The sequence below is a fragment of the Bradyrhizobium sp. WD16 genome (assembly GCF_024181725.1).
Taxonomy (GTDB): Bacteria; Pseudomonadota; Alphaproteobacteria; order Rhizobiales; family Xanthobacteraceae; genus Bradyrhizobium_A.
In genome coordinates this window covers 1,012,342-1,030,501 of sequence record NZ_CP028908.1, presented here as the reverse complement: position 1 = coordinate 1,030,501, position 18,160 = coordinate 1,012,342, and the positions used below count along the sequence as shown (strand labels likewise).

Genomic DNA, 18,160 nt, shown 5'->3' with positions numbered 1-18,160 from the left:
TCCTTGCCCTCGGCCGGACTTACGTGTGCCGGTGTCGACTTTCGGTCGGTCGTGTCGCTATTCGGCGGCGGCCTCGAACGGCCCGAGCATGGTGAGCGGCACGGCGGCAATCGCGCGCGCCAGCGCCGCGAAATCCGCCGTGATCTGGGCAAAGCGCTCGGTGCGTTCCCGGCGCCGTTCGTCCATGTAGATCGCCCGGTTGAGTTCGATCTGCACCGCGTGCAGCCCGCTGGCGGGATTGCCGTAATGCTCGGTGATGAAGCCGCCGGCATAGGGCTTGTTGCGGCCGACCGTATAGCCCATCGCGGTCAGCGCCTCCTCGATCGTCTGCGGCAGCTGCGCCGCGCAGCTCGTGCCGTAACGGTCGCCGATCACCACGTCCGGCCGCCGCGGCTCGTCGCGCGAGATGCCGGTCGAGGGCATGGAGTGGCAGTCGACCAGCACCACGGCGCCGAAGCGCTCATGGACCGAGCCGATCAGGCGGCGCAGGGCGCGGTGGTAGGGTTTGTAGAGGCTTTCGATTCGTTGCAGGGCGTCCTCGACGCTGAGGCGGTCGCGGTAGATCTCCTGGCCGTCGCCGACCACCCGCGGAATGGTTCCAAGTCCGCCGGCGACCCGCATCGAGCGGGTATTGGCGAAGCTCGGCAGCCGGCCGTCGAACATGCGTGGGTCGAGTTCGTAGGGCTCGCGGTTGACGTCGACGAAGGAGCGTGGAAAGTGCACTCGCACCACGGCGAAGCCTTCGGAGGTCAGCCCCTCGATCATCTCGTCCATGAAGGAATCTTCCGAGCGGCGCAGCGTGCCGAGGTCGATGCGCGAGGCGTCGAGGAAGGCGCGCGGATACGCCGCGCCGGAATGGGGCGAGTTGAAGATGATCGGGGCCCGCCAGCTGGCGGGTTCGATGATCTCGAAGGGGGACGACGGCTCGTCGTCGGATCGCGTCATGGCGGGGTGCGGCCCTCTTGCTGCGCCGGCAATGACAGCACATTTTGGTGCCGAAGTTGCAGGTTTTATTCCGGTTTGGAGGTATTGTTTTTCAATCCTCCGGCTTCGCCGCGGTTCGCCTTCACCCCAAATTTACCCTCGTCCGGGTTAATGAGGTCGCCGCATTTCTCTTGATTCCGGACCGGGCCAACCAGACGCTATGCACAAGATCCTCCTCGCCGAAGACGACAACGATATGCGCCGGTTCCTGGTCAAGGCACTGGAAAACGCCGGTTATCAGGTCTCCTCCTTCGATAACGGCCTGTCCGCCTACCAGCGCCTGCGGGAGGAGCCGTTCGAGATGCTCCTCACCGATATCGTGATGCCGGAGATGGACGGGATCGAACTGGCGCGCCGCGCCTCGGAGCTCGATCCGGACATCAAGATCATGTTCATCACCGGCTTCGCCGCGGTGGCGCTGAATTCCGATTCGGAGGCTCCCAAGAATGCCAAGGTGCTGTCGAAGCCCGTCCACCTGCGCGAGCTGGTGAGCGAAGTGAACAAGATGCTGGCGGCCTGAGCCGCCATTTGGCTCGCAGGGGGCGTTCCGCGCCGAACGGCCCGCCCGGTCGTCCCCAAGATTGGCCCCGGACCGACCGCAGGCCCGTCTTGCCAGCGCCGGTTCGAGCCGATATAGGGACGCCACCCTATCGTACGGTTCGGGCGCGTAGCTCAGCGGGAGAGCACTACGTTGACATCGTAGGGGTCACAGGTTCGATCCCTGTCGCGCCCACCATTCCCCGGCATCTTTTTCGCGGCCTTCGGCGTTCACCGGCCGCCTGGCCGTTCGGGGCAGATCTCAAATCGCCATCTTCTGGAATTCCCCAGCCTGATCGCCGGTCTTGATGCTTGCGCGACCGATCCCCGGCGCTTCCTGGCCAGCTTGACCGCCTCGCTCTTGAACTCCCGGCTGAATTTGCGTCGCTTCGGCAGTAGCTCAGGGGGGCGGCACGTTGCTGAATTGGAGTGGGCAGCCTCATCGGCAGCGCCACTCTTGGCCGGATTTCCCGTTGTTCAATCCGGCTCCGCAAAAATGTGGACAGGCGGAATTCTCCGAATTGGCGGGGAAGAGAGGTCATCGGGAGCGAGGCGGCCGGCGCTGCCCGGCCGTTCGCGCCGACTGGTCGGAGAAGCCGCAGTCCGGCTCAGTAGGTGTAGAACATCTTCTGGATCGCCTTGGTGTTCGTCGTGTTGGTCAGCGCCAACATCAGGAGAATGCGCGCCTTCTGCGGATTGAGCGTATCGGAGACGACGAAATCGAGCTCGTCGTCGTTCGCCTCGCCGTTGCGCGCGACGATGCCGTTGCCGACGCGCGACGAGCGCACCACGATGACGCCCTTCTTGCGGGCGTCGATCAGATTCGGCTTGATGCCGGCACCGAGGCTGCCGTCGCCGACGCCAGCATAGACGATGCCTTTGTCGCCATGCGCCACGAAGGCGTCGAGCGCGATCGGATTGATGTTGGCGTAGCCGTAGACGATGTCGACGTCCGGCAGCTTGTCGAGATTGGAGACGTCGAACTCGGACTCGGTCGTGTGCTTGCGCAGCGACTGGCGGTAGAAGTGTGGCGCATTGTCCTGCATGTAGCCCAAGACGCCGAGTTCGGGCGTGCGGAACGTATCGGTGAGCGAAGTGTTGGTCTTGGTGACGTCGCGGGCGGCGTTGATGGCATCGTTCATGGCGATCATGACGCCCCTGCCTACGGCCTCCTTGGAACCCGCGAGCAGGACGGCGTTGTAGATGTTGATCGGGCCGTCAGCGGAAATGGCGGTCGACGGGCGCATGGCGCCGACCAGAACAACGGGCTTGTTGCTCTTCACCGTCAGGTCGAGGAAATAGGCGGTTTCCTCAAGCGTATCGGTGCCGTGGGTGATGACGATGCCGTCAACGTCCGGCAGGGCGAGCAACGCATTGACGCGCTTGGCGAGCTTCAGCCAGTGGTCGTTGGTCATGCTCTCGCTGGCGATCTGGAAGATCTGCTCGCCCTTGACGTTGGCGACCTTCTTGATCTCCGGAACGGCGTCAATAAGGGCATCCACGCCGACCGTGGCGGCGGTGTAGCCGATAGTTGTGGTGCTGCTTGCGCCGCTACCGGCGATGGTGCCCCCGGTTGCCAGAATCACGACGTTGGGCAGATGTCCCGGATCCTGCGCCGGCGCCGGCGTGACGGCGGCAAGGGAAAGCGTCAAGGCAGCAATCAAGGCAAGTTTGGTATGAAGAGCGCTCATGGGCGTGTTTCGTCCTGTTGGAGCTTCTTGCGTGCCGGAAATGGCAGCCGCTGCGGGTAGAAGCATTGGCCATGAAATGACCCACCTGTCCAACCCAGTCGCGATCACTTCGCCCGGTTTTCCGGGATCTTGCGGATCCGGCGCATTCGCTCGACCGAATTATTGAGAGCGGGCCGTTCGGCAATCCGAATGTCGCCTCGGTCGCCAAAAGATTGCATTTGTTTGCAGAAAGTTACCTGAAGTCGCGAGGCCTTCGACGCATCGGCGCGAGCCTCGTCTGAGCGGCAATCTGCGCGCCCCCGTTCCCGATCATTCGGAAATCCGGAGGCTTCTCCCAGTCGCACCACAATCCTTTCAATCTTTTCAACGTGCTAGCTCGCGCCCGCACGGCTCGCGATTGGCACGCCGCTTGCGATGAACTCTCCGACGCCCGCCCGAGACCGGGTCGCACCAGGGAGAGACACATGACTTTGGAAAATCCTCGCGTCGAGCACGACCTTCTTGGCGACAAAGATGTCCCAGCACACGCCTATTACGGCGTGCACACGCTTAGGGCGGTTGAGAACTTCCCGGTCACCGGAACGGCGATCTCGCACTATCCCGATCTCATCCGCGCGCTCGCCGACATCAAGCTGGCGGCGGCGCGGGCGAACGAGGAACTCGGCCTGCTGCCGCAGGATCTGGCCGGAGCGATCATTGCTGCCTGCCGCGAGGTGAAGGCCGGCAAATTCAACGACCAGTTCGTCGTCGACGTCATCCAGGGCGGCGCCGGCACATCGACCAACATGAATGCCAACGAGGTGATCGCCAACCGGGCGCTGGAACTCCTGGGCGCCAAACGCGGTGACTATGCCCGGCTACACCCGAACGAACATGTCAACATGAGCCAATCCACCAACGACGTCTATCCGACGGCGTTGAAGGTGGCGACCTACGCCGGCATTTTCCGGCTGGTCGACGCCATGGCGTACCTGCGCGCCGCCTGCCAGCGCAAGGCGGACGAATTTCGCGACATCCTGAAGATGGGCCGCACCCAGCTGCAGGACGCGGTGCCGATGACGCTTGGCCAGGAGTTCTCCACCTATGCCGTCATGCTGGAGGAGGATGAGGACCGGCTGAAGGAGGCCGCGCTGTTGATCCGCGAAATCAACCTCGGGGCTACCGCCATCGGCACCGGCATCAACGCACACCCGGACTATGCCGGGCTCGTCTGCCGGTACCTCAGCGAGATCAGCGGCGTTCCGGTCGTCACGGCGCCGAACCTCATCGAGGCGACACAGGACTGCGGCTCATTCGTCCAGCTGTCCGGCGTGCTGAAGCGGGTGGCGGTGAAGCTGTCGAAGGTCTGCAACGACTTGCGTCTTCTCTCCTCCGGCCCGCGCGCAGGCTTTGGCGAGATCAACCTGCCGGCCCGCCAGGCAGGCTCCTCGATCATGCCCGGCAAGGTCAATCCAGTCATCCCGGAGGTCGTCAACCAGATCGCCTTCGAGGTGATCGGCAACGACTTGACCGTGACGATGGCGGCCGAGGCCGGGCAGCTACAGCTGAACGCCTTCGAGCCGATCATCGCCCACTCGCTGTTCAAGAGCATCACCCACCTGCGCCAGGGCTGCATCATCCTCGCCGACGCTTGCGTCGACGGGATCACCGCCAACCGCGCTCGGCTCGAGGCGATCGTGCGCGAGTCCATCGGGGTTGCGACCGCGCTCAACCCCTACATCGGCTATCAGCATGCGACCGATGTGGCGGTCGAGGCCTATCGCTCCGGGAAAGGCGTCGCCTCACTGGTGCTGGAACGTGGCCTGATGACCGCCGAACAACTCGCCGACGTGCTGCGTCCAGAAGTGCTGACCCAGCCGCGCACGCTGAAGGCCGTCAGCTGAGAGTTCCGGCCGCCGTCCGGCCGCGGAGTGCTCGGATGGCGGCATTTCACCCGGTTCGACAAGAAACGCATCAGCCCAAGGAACCCATTGACATGCACGCTCTTCCTGCCCGCCCGACCAAAAGTCGGCAAACGACCTGGATCCTTCTCTCCCTGATTCTTGGCATCGGCGTCGGTTATGTCTGCAACAGATATGCGGCGACACCGGCCGAGGCGAAGGAAATCGCCAGCTACTTCGCCATGCTGACCGACATCTTCCTGCGCCTGATCAAGATGATCATCGCGCCGCTGATCTTCTGCACGCTGGTCGCCGGGCTTGCCGGCATGGGCGATGCCAGGACGGTCCGTCGGATCGGTGTCCGCGCCCTCGCCTGGTTCGTCATGGCGTCGCTGATGTCGCTCGTCATCGGCCTCGTCATCGCCAACGTGCTGCAGCCCGGCGCCAACGTCGGCATTCCCCTGCCGGCGGTCAATGCGGCGGTCGATCTGAAGACGTCCTCCCTGAACCTCAAGGACTTCCTGACGCACGTCTTCCCGCGCAACATTTTCGAGGCGCTGGCAACCAACGAGATCATCCAGATCGTGGTGTTCTCGGTATTCTTCGGCTTGGCGCTCGGCCAGTTGCGCAATACCACAGCGCGGGTGCTCGCCCAGGGGATCGAGGACGGCGTGCCGGTGATGCTGAAGGTCACGGGCTACGTGATGACCTTCGCCCCCCTAGGCGTCTTCGCGGCCATCGCCAATGTCGTCACCACCCAGGGCATCGGAGTCTTGACCGTCTACGGCAAGGTGATGGGCAGCTTCTACATCGCCCTCCTGGTGTTGTGGGCGGCGCTGACCTTCCTCGGCTTCCTGGTGCTTCGCAGCCGGATCTTCCCACTCATCACGGCCATTCGCGACCCGATGATCCTCGGCTTCTCCACCGCGTCGAGCGAGGCGGCCTACCCGCGCGTCATGGAGCAGTTGAAGGGTTTCGGCATCTCCGAGCGCGTCATCGGCTTCGTCTTGCCGCTCGGCTACTCGTTCAACCTCGACGGCTCGATGCTCTACACCACGTTCGCCTCGCTGTTTGTGGCGCAGGCCTACGGCATCCCGCTCGATTTCTGGCAACAGATCACCATGCTCCTCGTCTTGATGGTGTCGTCGAAGGGCATCGCTGGCGTGCCGCGCTCCAGTCTCGTCGTCATCGCCGCCGTCATGCCGATGTTCAACCTGCCGGAAGCCGGACTGCTCCTCATCATGGGCATCGACGTCTTCCTCGACATGGGGCGTACCGCCACCAATGTGCTCGGCAATTCGATCGCTACCGCCGTCATCGCCAAGTGGGAAGACGCCATCGGCGCGCCCGAGGTGGACGACGAGGTCGAGACCGAGGCCGTGCTCCCCCAAGTGGCCTGATGTAGCCCTCCGGATGGAGAGGACGGCTCCATCCGACCCTTCCGTCCCCTTTCGACGGCAAGACACGATCGGGGTCCGCGGCCAGCGTCACGCCGTCCTGCGGCCCCCTCAGCCAGGATGAATGCGCGAGAGAACCTCGCGGCTTGGCATTCTGGCCAGGGCGAGGCAGAGAAGACGAAAGTGTGCTTTATTCTGGGATTGGCGCCTCAACGCCTGTTTCACCGGAGAACTCCGCACCGATGCTGCTTCGCCCCCTGCCGCGCCATTTCGGTTGGCTGACGCCGGCCGCTGCCGTGTTGGCGCTGGCGCTGGTGCTCGGCTTCGCGGCCTTCCGCTACAGCGAGGATCACGGCATCGATGCCCTCATCGAACGCGGCCGGCAGCGACTCGACCTCTACGAGGCGAGCCTCGAACGCGAGATCGACAAATACGCCTTCTTCCCGGCGACGCTGGGGCTCGAACGCGACGTGGTCGACCTCTTCTTGAACGGCGGCCCGGAGCGCGTCGCTGCCGTCAACCATTATCTCGAACAGTTGAACCAGCGCGCCGGCACCCTGACGATCTATGTGCTCGACGCCTCCGGCCATGTTGTCGCCACCTCCAACTGGAACCGGCCGGACAGCTTTCTCGGCGAAGACCTCACCTACCGGTCCTATTTTGGCGACGCCATCGCCGGCCGCAATGGGCGGTTCTTCGGCATCGGCACCACCAGGGGCGAACCCGGCTACTACCTCTCTTCGCCGATCCTGATCGACGGCAAGCGCCAGGGCGTCGCGGTGGTCAAGGTCAGCCTGGAACAGCTCGAACAATCCTGGACCACGGTCGAGGCGCCGGTATTCGTCACCGACGAGAACGGCATCGTCATTCTGGCCTCCGTGCCATCGTGGAAATTCACCGCTGTCCGCCAGCTCGACGATGCAGTGCGCAGCGAGCTGGTGCGGTCGCTCCACTACAATGCCCGGCCGCTGCCGCCGTTGGGGCTCCACACCGAACAGGTGCTGCGCCGCGGCCATGCCGAACTCGTCGAACTCGACCGGCCGCGCGAGGAGGCCGCGCCGGTGTTCCCCGTCTCCGGCCGCTTCGTCACGCAGACCGAGCCCTTGAGCGGCAACGGCTGGACGCTGACAGTGCTGTCGCCGTACGGCGATGTCGCGGCCAAGGCCTGGACGCAAGCCGCGCTCGCCGCGATCGGCGGCGGCTTTCTCGCCATCCTCACCGTGGCGCTCAACCAGCGCCGCTCCCGCGTCCGCGAGCGGCTCAAGGCGCGCGAGGCGTTGCAGCGCGCTCACGACGAGCTCGAGTTGAAGGTCGAGGAGCGCACGAGGACCTTGAAGGCTGCGCAGGACGAACTCATTCATGCCGGCAAGTTGGCGGTGATCGGCCAGATTTCGGCCGGACTGGCGCACGAACTCAACCAGCCGCTCGCCGCACTGCAGACGCTGTCCGACAATACGGTGAAATTCCTCGATCGCGGCATGATGGAGGAGGCGGCCGGCAACCTGACGCTGATCGGCGAGCTGGTCGCGCACATGGGGACGCTAACCAGCCAATTGAAGTCGTTCGCCCGGAAATCCTCCGGCAATCCGCGCCCGGTGCGTATCGGTCGCGTCATCGAAAACGCGCTTCTGATCCTCAGCCGGCACTTCGCCCGCGGCGGCATCAAGCCCGAGATCTCGGTTGAGCCCGCCGACGTCGCCGTGTTGGCCGACGCCAATCGGCTGGAGCAGATCCTGGTCAATCTCACGGCCAATGCTCTCGATGCGCTCGCCGGCGTCGCAGAACCGCGCCTCAGCTTCTCCGTTCGCCGTGACGGCGATCGCGTGCAGATTACGGTTGCCGACAACGGTCATGGCCTCTCGGAGGATGCGCGGGTGCACCTGTTCGAACCGTTCTTCACGACCAAGGAAACGGGCGGCGGGCTCGGGCTTGGGCTTGCCATTTCGGCCGGCATCGCCCGGGATTTCGGTGGTTCGCTCACCGCCGCAGAGTGCCACGAGGCCGGAGCAGCCTTCGTCCTCGATTTGGCCGCAGCAGACGAGAAGGAGGCCTGATGCCGGAGGTGTTAACGGTACTGATCGTCGAGGATGACCCTGCGGTCCGGCGCGGCTGCCAGCAGGCCTTGCAACTGGAAGGCATCGCGGCCGAAGCGGTCGACCGTGCCGAAGCCGGCTGGCGCGCCGTCGCGGCGATCGGCCCGGCGGTGGTCATCACCGACATAAGGCTGCCCGGCATGGACGGGATGGCGCTGATGGCGCGCATCCGCGCGCTCGATCCCGACCTCCCCGTCGTACTCATGACCGGCCACGGCGACATTTCGCTCGCCGTCCAGGCGATGAAGGAGGGGGCGCAGGACTTCATCGAGAAGCCGTTCTCATCTGCCCATCTGGTCGAGGTGACGCGGCGGGCTTTGGAAAAGCGCCGCCTCGTGCTGGAAGTGCGGAGCTTGCGCGAGAAGCTCAGCGACAGCCAGGGCGTTGCCTCGAAACTCATCGGCAATTCCGCCGCCATGCAGTTGGTCCGCCGCCGCATCGCCGATCTCGGGGCTACTACGGCCGATGTCCTGATTCTCGGCGAGACCGGTACCGGCAAGGAACTGGTGGCGCGCTTCCTGCACGAGGCGAGCCCGCGTCGAACGGGCAATTTCGTCGCCATCAACTGCGGCGGCCTGCCGGAAAGCCTGGTCGACAGCGAGATCTTCGGCCACGAAGCGGGAGCGTTCACCGGCGCCGCCAAGCGCCGGATCGGCAAGATCGAGCATGCCAACGGCGGCACGTTATTCCTGGACGAGGTCGAGTCCATGTCGCTGCCGATGCAGATCAAGCTGTTGCGCGTGTTGCAGGAACGCACGATCGAACGGCTCGGCTCCAACCAGGTGATCGCTGTCGACTGCCGCATCATCGCGGCGACCAAGGTGGACTTGAAAGAACTGGCTGACGAAGGCCGCTTCCGTTCCGATCTCTACTACCGCCTCAACGTCGCGACCTTGCCGTTGCCGCCCTTGCGGGAGCGCCGCGACGACATCGGCCTCCTGTTTGAGCATTTCGCCGCTTTGGCTGCCGTGCGCTACGGCAAGCCGGTGCCGAAGCTCGACAGCGAGCGGCTGACGGCGCTCATGTCCCAGCAGTGGTCGGGGAACGTGCGGGAACTCAGGAACGCCGCCGATCGCTGGGTCCTGGGAGTCGAAGGCGGACTGCCGGTCGATGCACTCGACGGCTCGGCAGGACGACCCTTGGCTGAGACGATGGAGGCCTTCGAGCGCTCACTCATCGCTGAAGCGCTCAGGCGCAACAACATGAGTCTCGCGCGCACGGCGGAGGACCTGAAAATGGCCAAGACCACGGTCTTCGATAAGATTCGCAAATATGGTTTGGCCGTGAAGTGAGGCAGGTTTCATCGCCGGCGCTGTGCCTATCGTCGGACCCGACCACGTGGCTGGCCGTAAACGGCGCGCAATCCTGGAATGCGGCTTCAGGTCGTCCAGTCGTTGTCGCCACGGGCATCAAGCGGCTTGGATTTGCGCATCCATCTCGCGTCGTGGGCGGCGAGCGAGCGCTCATGCGAAGGTGCGCACAACAAGGGCCTTTGACTATCCAGGAGCTTCCGATCCCTTGACGGATATAATCCAGGCGCCCCTTAACTGCCTGCCCGTTCTCAGTCGGCCTGCATTGTCCTGACTTGAAGTCTCCACCTCAACGAATCCCTCGCGGCTAATCGCCGATCTCGATGATGGTGTCGGCGAGGCCGTGGGACCCCACCCATTCGTACAGGGTTCGGGCGTTGTCAGGGCTGAGGCGGATGCAGCCGTGCGACACCGGCCGGCCGAGGCGGCGGACCTCATAGGTTCCGTGAATGGCATAGCCGCGCCGGAAGAAGATCGAATAGGGCATCGGCGACCAGTCGTAGAGCTTGGAGTAGTGCATGCGCTGGAGCTGATAGGGCCGGTAGCGGCCGTAAGGCGTTCGATAGCCGCGGCGGGCGGTCGATACCGGCCAGTTCGCGGTGTTGAGGCCGTCGACCTCCACCTCCATGGTCTGCCGCGCCAGGTGAACGTGCACCACGACCTCGGCCCGCGCATTGCCGGCCCATGCGAGCGCGAGCAGGCCAGCTGCGGCCGCAAAGCGCCATTTGAAATATTCCATGCGACGGCGCCTTTCCTTGGCCGGTCGGCCGGGATTCGCGGCGATTGTCGTCGAAATTGCTTGCGAATTGGTGATTTTGAAACCAGTGGTATTTAGCCTCGCGGGATAGGTCGCAATGTCCGGTTCCGGACCGGCGGAGCGATCATCCGGGGCGCGGTGGCAAAGAGGCAAGGGCCATGACGGACGACAACCGCGGCGCAGTGCGACGCCGCGTCATCAAGTCGGGCAAGATCGCCTTCGGCGGCGGGGCGATTTCCTGCGTGGTCCGCAACGTGTCCGAGAGCGGGGCCATGCTCGAGGTCGAGAGTCCGGTCGGCGTGCCCGATCGCTTCACGCTGGTGTTCGACACCGACGGCTCCCGCCGGCGGTGTCGCACGGTCTGGCGCAAACCCACCCGCATCGGCGTCGCGTTCGAGGAGGCTTCCCTTCCGATCTGAACCGGCTCGATTCAGGCAGGGTTCCGGCATGCAAAAAGCGTGGATCGCGGCCCGGTCCCCCGCCGGCGAGGCGATATCGGGCGGCATTATTTTGCGCTAACCAGTGCAGCATGACGAAGTCTCCCCCGCATCGCCCGGCCACGCGTCCCTTCGGACGGACCGGCCTTTCCGCCTCGGTAATCGGCCAGGGCACCTGGTATATCGACGACGGCGATCGCGCCGCGGCCGTGGCGGCGCTGCGCCGGGGGCTCGACCTCGGACTGACCCACATCGACACCGCGGAATTGTATGGCGATGCCGAGGTCGTCGTCGCCGAGGCGATCGCGGGCCGGCGTGACGACTGCTTCCTCGTCTCGAAGGTCCTGCCCGGCAACGCCTCGCGCGCCGGCACTATCGCCGCCTGCGAGCGCTCGCTGCGGCGGCTCAAGACTGATCGCCTGGAGTGTTATCTGCTGCACTGGCGCGGCGATGTGCCGCTCGCCGAGACCGTGGCGGGGCTTGAAGACCTCGTCCGCGCCGGCAAGATCCGCAGCTGGGGCGTGAGCAATTTCGACGCCGACGACCTCGACGAGCTCGCGGCTGTCGCCGACGACGGCCACATCGCCTGCAACCAGGTGCTCTACCATCTGCAGGAGCGCGCCATCGAGCACGCGGTGATTCCCTGGTGCGAGCGCCACGGCGTCGCCGTGGTCGCCTATTCGCCGTTCGGTCACGATGCCTTTCCCTCGCCGCGGTCGGCGGGCGGTCGCGCCATCGCCGCCATCGCCGAACGCCACGGCGCGACGCCGCGCCAGGTGGCGCTGGCCTTCCTGACGCGGCGGCCGGGCGTGCTGGCGATCCCGAAGGCGGCCTCGGCCGCGCATGCCGCCGACAACGCCGCCGCGCTCGGTCTTGCGCTCGACGAGACCGAGATCGCGGCCATCGACCAGGCCTTTCCCCGCGGCCCCGAGCCGCGCCATCTCCCCATCATCTGATCGCGGCTCAATGCTCCGCCGCTGCAATCAACCGAAAGAAAGACCCTGATGCGCGATTTCATCATTCCCGGTCGCTCGCTCGCCATCGGCGAACGCGGCATGGCCGCCACCTCCCATCCGCAGGCGACGCTGGCGGCGATCGAGGTGCTGCGCGAGGGCGGCAATGCCGTCGACGCCGCGCTGGCCGCCGTGGCGATCCAGGGCGTCATCGAGCCGCAGATGACCGGTATCGGCGGCGACTGTTTCGCGCTTTATGCGCCGCGGGCCGGCGTGCCGGTGGCGATCAACGGCTCCGGCCGCACCCCCGCCGCCACCGATCTCGCCAAGTTCAAGGCGGCGGGGCTGAGCCGGATCGAACCCACCGCGCCGCAGGCCGTGACCATTCCGGGGGCGATTGACGCCTGGTGCCTGCTCCATGACCGCTACGGTTCGCTGCCGCTCGAACGTATCTTCAGGCCGGCGATCGAGGCGGCGGAGCAGGGCTTCGTCGTGACCCCGCGTGTCGCCTATGACTGGCGACGTTTTCGCGCCCGGCTCGAGAGCAACGCGGCCGCCAGCGCGCAATTCCTGCCCGACGGCCGGGTCGCCGAGATCGGTGACAAGCGCGCTCAGCCGGCGCTCGGACGCACGCTGCGGCGGATCGCCCGCGAGGGCCGCGCCGCCTTCTATGAAGGCGAGGTGGCCGAGGAGCTGGCGACCGAACTGCAGCGGCTCGGCGGCGTTCATACGGCGGCCGATTTCGCCGCCCATCGCGGCGAGGAAGTCGCGCCGATCAAGGCCGGCTATCGCGGCCATGAGGTCTATGAATGCCCGCCCAACGGCCAGGGACTCGCCGCGCTGATCATGCTGCGCATCCTGTCGGGCTACGACGTCGGGGCGTTGCCCGAAGTCGATCGCGTGCATCTGCTCGCCGAGGCCACCAAGGCGGCCTATCGCGCCCGCGACCTGTTCGTCTGCGATCCGACCTTCAGCCCGCTCGATGCGGCGCGCTTCCTCTCCGAGGATGTCATCGCCCAGGTGCGCGGCGCCATCTCGCTCACCGAGGCGTCGACCAGCCAGCTCTGGGACGCGGTGGAACATCGCGACACGGTCTGTCTCACGGTGGTCGATCGCGACCTCAACGCGGTCTCGTTCATCAATTCGCTGTTCAACGCTTTCGGCAGCGGCATCTATGCCGCGAAGTCGGGCGTCCTGTTGCACAATCGCGGCCTGGGATTGAACCTCGACCCAAGCCATCCCAATGCGCTGGTGGCCGGCAAGCGGCCGATGCATACGATCATTCCCGGCCTCGTCATGAAGGAGGGCCGCACCGTGATGCCGTTCGGCGTCATGGGCGGCCACTATCAGGCGGCGGGCCACGCGGCCTTCCTCTCCAACGTCCTCGACCGGGGCATGGACATCCAGTCGGCGTCCGACGCGCCGCGCTCCTTCGCCTATGACGGGGTGCTGTCGCTCGAGCCGACCTATTCGAGCGACCTTGCCGACGAGCTGGCGCGCCGCGGCCATCCGGTATCCTGGGCGGATGCACCGCTCGGCGGCTGCCAGGCGATCTTCATCGACCACGCACGCGGCGTGCTGTTCGGCGCCAGCGACCATCGCAAGGATGGCATGGCTCTCGGGTTCTGAGCACGGCCGCGCGACCGGAAGGTCGCGCGGCGTACGCCGCCTTCACATCGTGCCGTAGCCCATGAAGAAACAGCGGCGATCGCCGCTTATGTTGTGGCAACGCCAGATCTTGCCGTCCTCGCTTGGCGTTGCCTGTTCGAATGGCACCAGCTCCTTGAAGCGCGCGAGCCAGATGCCGTCGGGCCGGACCTGTACCTCGCTGGAACTGAGCATCTCGCAGTCGTTGGGTCCGCAGCAGTGGACCCCGTCCTTGCCGCGATAGGCGCCCTCCGCAATCCAGTTCGGTCTGCCCTCGGCATCGTGGGCGCGGGCCATCGGCGATATCCCGGGCGTCAGTATCAGCCCGAGCGTGAGGGACAAGACAATGATCGGCTTCATCACGTCACCTCCTGCACGATGCGAAGCATCAATCGTGCCAGTCGGCCCGGCGTGATCGGGCCGGTCCGCATGGAACCTCTGCTGGTGCCTCCACGCCCAATGCACAAAGCCGGCAGTCGTTTCATTCCGCGGATGCAGGGGAACTCGGCATCAATACTGCTTGACGCGTTTTAGGTATTCGACTGCCCCGCTTGCTGCCGATGGCGCGGATGATCGCGAGACACCGCTGGCATGAAGCAGCTGGCGCCAAGCGCGGTCTCAGCTTCAGCCGTCATCCCGACGAAAGTTGAGGATCCTGTCCTCCCTGTGTTTGAATTGATGCAGGGCGACTGACGTTGTGCGCACCATCGACCTTCCGCGCACGCGCATCGCCAACAAAAAAGAGCGACGGATTGCTCCGTCGCTCCAGACTGTCGTCGTTTCTTTTTTATGAGCGCGGTTATTTCGTCAGCGGGCAGCCGCTTTCGGCGGCGGTCGGGAAGGCCTTGTCGCCAGGCACCACCGCGAGCTGCTTGTAGTAGTCCCACGGCTTCTTGGATTCCGACGGCTTCTTGACCTCGAACAGATAGAGGTCGTGTACCATGCGGCCGTTGGCGAGCACCTTGCCCTTGGCGAAGGCATCGTCGACCGGCAGCTCCTTGAGCTTTTTGGCGACGGCCTCGCTGTCCTTGGTGCCGGCGGCCTTGACCGCCTTGAGGTAGGACAGCGTCGCCGAATAGGTGCCGGCCTGGATCATGTTCGGCATCCGTCCGGTGCGCTTGAAGAAGCGCTCGGAGAAGGCGCGCGAGGCGTCGTCATGATCCCAGTAGAAGGCCTCGGTCAGCACCAGGCCCTGGGCCGCCTGCAGGCCGAGGCCGTGCACTTCGGCGAGCGTCAGCAACAGGCCGGCGAGCTTCTGGCCGCCGGCGACGATGCCGAATTCGGCCGCCTGCTTGATCGAGTTGGTGGTGTCGAGGCCGGCATTGGCGAGACCGATCACCTTGGCCTTCGAGCTCTGGGCCTGCAGCAGGAACGAGGAAAAGTCGGAGGAGTTCAGCGGGTGGCGCACCGAGCCCAGTACCTTGCCGCCCTTCGCCTTGACGAGGGCGCTGGTGTCCTCTTCGAGCGCGTAGCCGAAGGCGTAGTCGGCGGTCAGGAAGAACCAGGTATCGCCGCCGGCCTCGACGAGCGCGCCACCGGTGCCGACCGCCAGGGCGTGGGTGTCATAGGCCCAGTGAAAGCCATAGGGCGTGCAGGCGTCGCCGGTGATGCGCGAGGTCGCGGCGCCGACCACGATGTCGATCTTCTTTTCCTGCTTGGCGAGATCCTGGATCGCCAGCGCCACCGACGAGGTGGTGAGCTCGGTGATCATATCGACGCCATCGACGTCGAACCACTTGCGGGCGATGCTGACCGCGAGATCCGGCTTGTTCTGATGGTCGGCGGTGACGAGTTCGATCTTCTTGCCGAGCACGTCGCCGCCGAAATCCTCGATCGCCATCCTGGCAGCTTCCACCGACCACTTGCCGCCGTAGTCGGCATAGACGCCAGACTGGTCGTTGAGGATGCCGATCTTGACCCCCTGGGCCGATGCCGCGCCGCCCAGCAACAGGCTGCACAGCGCGACGGCCGATGCCATTTTCAATTTCATGCGTTGCCTCCCAGCATTTGTCATGTCCCGGTGTCATCGGTTCGTTCGCGCCATCGCGCGAGACGGCGCGGCAATGAACCCATTGCACCAGTTCCGGCGTGATGGTGCAGGCCCGCCCGATCGTGGTCAAGGCGACCAAAGGCGAATTCGGTGCTGTTGCCGGCTTCAAAGCAATCCGCCATGGTCGGACGGTTGAAATCCAATGGCTCAATTGGTTGATTGAGTCATCCGGTGAAGCAGTCCGCGCCGATCGCCAGTCTCGATGCTTCGAACCGCTTCGTGTGAGGAGCAGGGAGCGGGCTCTCGTCCTGATGGTTCGCGACGGCCGGCTCTGCCGGCCTCGTCACCGGAGGGGCTTCCGGTTCACCCCGCCGCGGCTTCGGCAAGTGTGGTGGATCTGACGCTCGTTTCAGTATTGCAGCGAGTTCTTCGAACGAGCGTCAGATCCAAAACCACACTAGAATCATAATGATGCTAGTGTCCCCTTGTTTCCAACGTTCGTATGAGCGCCTGCTGCAATGGGATACGAACGTTGGAAACGGGACACTACGCGCAGACATCGACCCATTCGGCGCCCGTGAGCTGCGCCATCCGTGCCGGGGTGATGCGCACCGCGCTGTTGGTCGAGCCGGCAGCCGGCACCACTTCGTCGAAGGTCTTCAGCGATACATCGCAATAGACCGGCAGCGGATTGGCAAGGCCGAAGGGGCAGACGCCGCCGACCGGATGGCCGGTGGCGGCCACCACTTCCTCGGCGTTCAGCATCCGCACCTTGCCGCCGAACGCGGCGCGGGCCTTCTTGTTGTCGAGCCGCGCGGTGCCGCAGGTGACCACCAGCAGCACCTTGTCGCCGACCCGCAGCGACAGCGTCTTGGCGATGCGCTCCGGCGTGACACCGAAGGCTTCGGCGGCGAGCGCCACGGTGGCGGAACTGCGGTCCGATTCCATCACGGTGATGTCGGGGGCTTTCGCGGCGAAGAAGGCGCGAACGCTGTCGAGGCTCATGGCGATCCTGAAGGACTGGGAAGGGGAGGGGCCGCAACCGGCGCGGCGAACATGGCGAAAACCGCCGGCTGCGACAAGCGGGCTTTGCGTGCGGTGATCAGCCCTTCTGGTGGCTGCGATGCAGCCGCCAGCGCAGGGCGGCGAGGAAGGCGACCACGAAGGGAATGCTGATGCCGGTGGCGAGCGGCACCTGGAGCGGCACGTAATGCGACAGGGTCTCGAACGCGTAATGCAGCAGGCTGACGACGTAGTAGCTGATCGCCGCGACCGACAGGCCTTCGACGGTCTGCTGCAGGCGGAGCTGCATCCGCGCCCGTTCGCTCATGGCGGCGAGCAGGTCGCGATTCTGCTGTTCGATCTCGACGTCGATGCGGGTGCGCAGCAGGTTGGCGGCGCGGGTGAGGCGGCTGTTGAGGTCGGCCATGCGCGCGTTCAGCGTCTGGCAGGTGCGGATCGCCGGGTTCAGTCGCCGGGCGAGAAACTCGGCCAGCGTCGGCCAGCCGTTGACCGCCTGCTCGCCGACGACGACGAGCCGCTGCTGGACGATGCCGTCATAGGCATTGCTGGCGGCGAAACGATAGCCGGCGATCGCCGCCTCGGCCTCGATCCGCGCCGCCAGCGACGTGATCTCGTCGAGCAATTGGCGGTTGGTCTCGAGCCCGCCGCCGGCCGACATCGCGTTCGCCGTCATCACATTCATGATGCCCGAGAGGCGGTCTTCCGCCTCCTTGACGATCGGCGTCAGCCGCCGCGACAGCGGCAGGCCGAGCAGGGCGAAGCAGCGATAGGTCTCGATCTCGAGCAGGCGCAGCACCAGGGCGCCGCGCTCGATCGCGGTCAGGCCGTGATCGTGCACCAGGATGCGAACGAAGCCGGCGGCGTCGGCCTGGAAGTCGGTGGCGATCGTGGCGTGGCCGTTCACCACTTTCGAAGCCGCGAGCGAAAAACTGTCGAAGCCGGCGGCAATGTCGTCATCGGTGCCGGCGTCGAGCTGAAGATCGATGGAGACGAGGTGCGGGCCCGGCTGGCCGATCCGGGCCATGGTCGAGGCGACGATGGCCGGCGGCGAGTGGCCGATGTCCTGGGCGGCGCCTTCCAGCATCCAGGTATAGGTGGTGAATTCGCTGTGCTGCTCCCAGCGCAGGGTGGCATCCGGGAAGACGATGCGCTGGTGCTTGGCGGAGGGCGGCAGCTTGCCGAGGCCGCTGGCGGCGCAGAAGCGCACCAAGGCCTCGGCGTCGGCGGCCATCTGGGTGGCGTCGGTGAGAAAGGCGAAGCGGATGGCGCGGCAGGGCGAAGGCACCGCCTCGAACGGCCGCGCGTGCAGTTCGCGCAGCACGGCGCCGCGCTCGGCATGGGGGGCGAGCAGGAAGGGCCGGCTCAGTTCGGCCGGCTCGGGCCGCGGTGCTCCGGATTTCGAATCGCCCTGCATTTCCTACCGGCCTTCGCGTTGCGGCGGCGCGACCAATCCGTCGGCGG

General features: G+C 65.4%; 15 protein-coding genes and 1 tRNA gene. 9 read left to right on the top strand and 7 right to left on the bottom strand.

Annotated elements, in window-relative coordinates; all coding sequences use genetic code 11:
• Nucleotides 1-57: 57 nt before the first annotated feature.
• Nucleotides 58-945 (bottom strand): N-formylglutamate amidohydrolase, encoded by an 888-nt coding sequence (locus DB459_RS04805; RefSeq protein ID WP_253711792.1) that lies wholly within the window; start codon nucleotides 943-945, stop codon nucleotides 58-60.
• 199 nt (nucleotides 946-1,144) lie between these two features.
• Between DB459_RS04805 and cpdR the strand changes: the two genes are divergently transcribed.
• A complete protein-coding gene (cpdR, locus tag DB459_RS04800; protein ID WP_253711791.1) occupies nucleotides 1,145-1,504 on the top strand; it encodes a cell cycle two-component system response regulator CpdR in 360 nt (119 codons plus the stop codon).
• Nucleotides 1,505-1,645: 141 nt separating this feature from the next.
• Nucleotides 1,646-1,720 (top strand) — tRNA-Val (locus tag DB459_RS04795).
• Nucleotides 1,721-2,129: 409 nt separating this feature from the next.
• Here DB459_RS04795 and DB459_RS04790 read toward each other — a convergent pair.
• The gene (locus DB459_RS04790) at nucleotides 2,130-3,212 is read right to left on the bottom strand and encodes a type II asparaginase (RefSeq protein ID WP_253711790.1); all 1,083 of its coding nucleotides are present in this window, start codon (nucleotides 3,210-3,212) and stop codon (nucleotides 2,130-2,132) included.
• Nucleotides 3,213-3,676: 464 nt separating this feature from the next.
• Here DB459_RS04790 and aspA point away from each other — a divergent pair, with 464 nt between their 5' ends.
• The 4 genes from aspA to DB459_RS04770 all read left to right on the top strand — a co-directional run bounded on the left by aspA (nucleotide 3,677) and on the right by DB459_RS04770 (nucleotide 9,874).
• Nucleotides 3,677-5,095 (top strand): aspartate ammonia-lyase, encoded by a 1,419-nt coding sequence (gene aspA, locus DB459_RS04785; protein WP_253711789.1) that lies wholly within the window; start codon nucleotides 3,677-3,679, stop codon nucleotides 5,093-5,095.
• A 92-nt stretch (nucleotides 5,096-5,187) separates the two neighbouring features.
• Nucleotides 5,188-6,492 (top strand): dicarboxylate/amino acid:cation symporter, encoded by a 1,305-nt coding sequence (locus tag DB459_RS04780; RefSeq protein ID WP_253711788.1) that lies wholly within the window; start codon nucleotides 5,188-5,190, stop codon nucleotides 6,490-6,492.
• Between the two features lie 239 nt (nucleotides 6,493-6,731).
• Nucleotides 6,732-8,543, top strand: coding sequence for an ATP-binding protein (locus tag DB459_RS04775; RefSeq protein ID WP_253711787.1), 1,812 nt, complete (start codon nucleotides 6,732-6,734; stop codon nucleotides 8,541-8,543).
• Nucleotides 8,543-9,874 (top strand): sigma-54 dependent transcriptional regulator, encoded by a 1,332-nt coding sequence (locus DB459_RS04770; protein WP_253711786.1) that lies wholly within the window; start codon nucleotides 8,543-8,545, stop codon nucleotides 9,872-9,874. Before DB459_RS04775 ends, DB459_RS04770 begins: the two co-directional genes overlap by 1 nt.
• A gap of 325 nt (nucleotides 9,875-10,199) precedes the next feature.
• Here the strand turns inward: DB459_RS04770 and DB459_RS04765 are convergent, their stop codons facing one another.
• Nucleotides 10,200-10,631: a L,D-transpeptidase gene (locus DB459_RS04765; RefSeq protein ID WP_253711785.1), complete on the bottom strand. Its 432-nt coding sequence runs from the start codon at nucleotides 10,629-10,631 to the stop codon at nucleotides 10,200-10,202.
• A 176-nt stretch (nucleotides 10,632-10,807) separates the two neighbouring features.
• Between DB459_RS04765 and DB459_RS04760 the strand changes: the two genes are divergently transcribed.
• The 3 genes from DB459_RS04760 to DB459_RS04750 all read left to right on the top strand — a co-directional run bounded on the left by DB459_RS04760 (nucleotide 10,808) and on the right by DB459_RS04750 (nucleotide 13,668).
• Nucleotides 10,808-11,068 carry a PilZ domain-containing protein gene (locus DB459_RS04760; protein ID WP_253711784.1) on the top strand — a complete coding sequence of 87 codons (261 nt, stop codon included), beginning with the start codon at nucleotides 10,808-10,810 and terminating at the stop codon, nucleotides 11,066-11,068.
• A 110-nt stretch (nucleotides 11,069-11,178) separates the two neighbouring features.
• Nucleotides 11,179-12,042 carry an aldo/keto reductase gene (locus DB459_RS04755; RefSeq protein ID WP_253711783.1) on the top strand — a complete coding sequence of 288 codons (864 nt, stop codon included), beginning with the start codon at nucleotides 11,179-11,181 and terminating at the stop codon, nucleotides 12,040-12,042.
• Between the two features lie 48 nt (nucleotides 12,043-12,090).
• Nucleotides 12,091-13,668 (top strand): gamma-glutamyltransferase family protein, encoded by a 1,578-nt coding sequence (locus tag DB459_RS04750; RefSeq protein ID WP_253711782.1) that lies wholly within the window; start codon nucleotides 12,091-12,093, stop codon nucleotides 13,666-13,668.
• Between the two features lie 42 nt (nucleotides 13,669-13,710).
• Here the strand turns inward: DB459_RS04750 and DB459_RS04745 are convergent, their stop codons facing one another.
• The 4 genes from DB459_RS04745 to DB459_RS04730 form a co-directional block, all read right to left on the bottom strand.
• Entirely contained in the window at nucleotides 13,711-14,046 is a 336-nt protein-coding gene (locus tag DB459_RS04745; protein ID WP_253711781.1) for a hypothetical protein, read from the bottom strand.
• A 439-nt stretch (nucleotides 14,047-14,485) separates the two neighbouring features.
• On the bottom strand, nucleotides 14,486-15,676 hold the full coding sequence (locus DB459_RS04740; protein WP_253711780.1) for an ABC transporter substrate-binding protein: 1,191 nt from the start codon (nucleotides 15,674-15,676) through the stop codon (nucleotides 14,486-14,488).
• Between the two features lie 546 nt (nucleotides 15,677-16,222).
• Entirely contained in the window at nucleotides 16,223-16,681 is a 459-nt protein-coding gene (locus tag DB459_RS04735; protein ID WP_253711779.1) for a YbaK/EbsC family protein, read from the bottom strand.
• Between the two features lie 97 nt (nucleotides 16,682-16,778).
• The gene (locus DB459_RS04730; protein ID WP_253711778.1) at nucleotides 16,779-18,113 is read right to left on the bottom strand and encodes a DUF3422 family protein; all 1,335 of its coding nucleotides are present in this window, start codon (nucleotides 18,111-18,113) and stop codon (nucleotides 16,779-16,781) included.
• Nucleotides 18,114-18,160 lie beyond the last annotated feature (47 nt).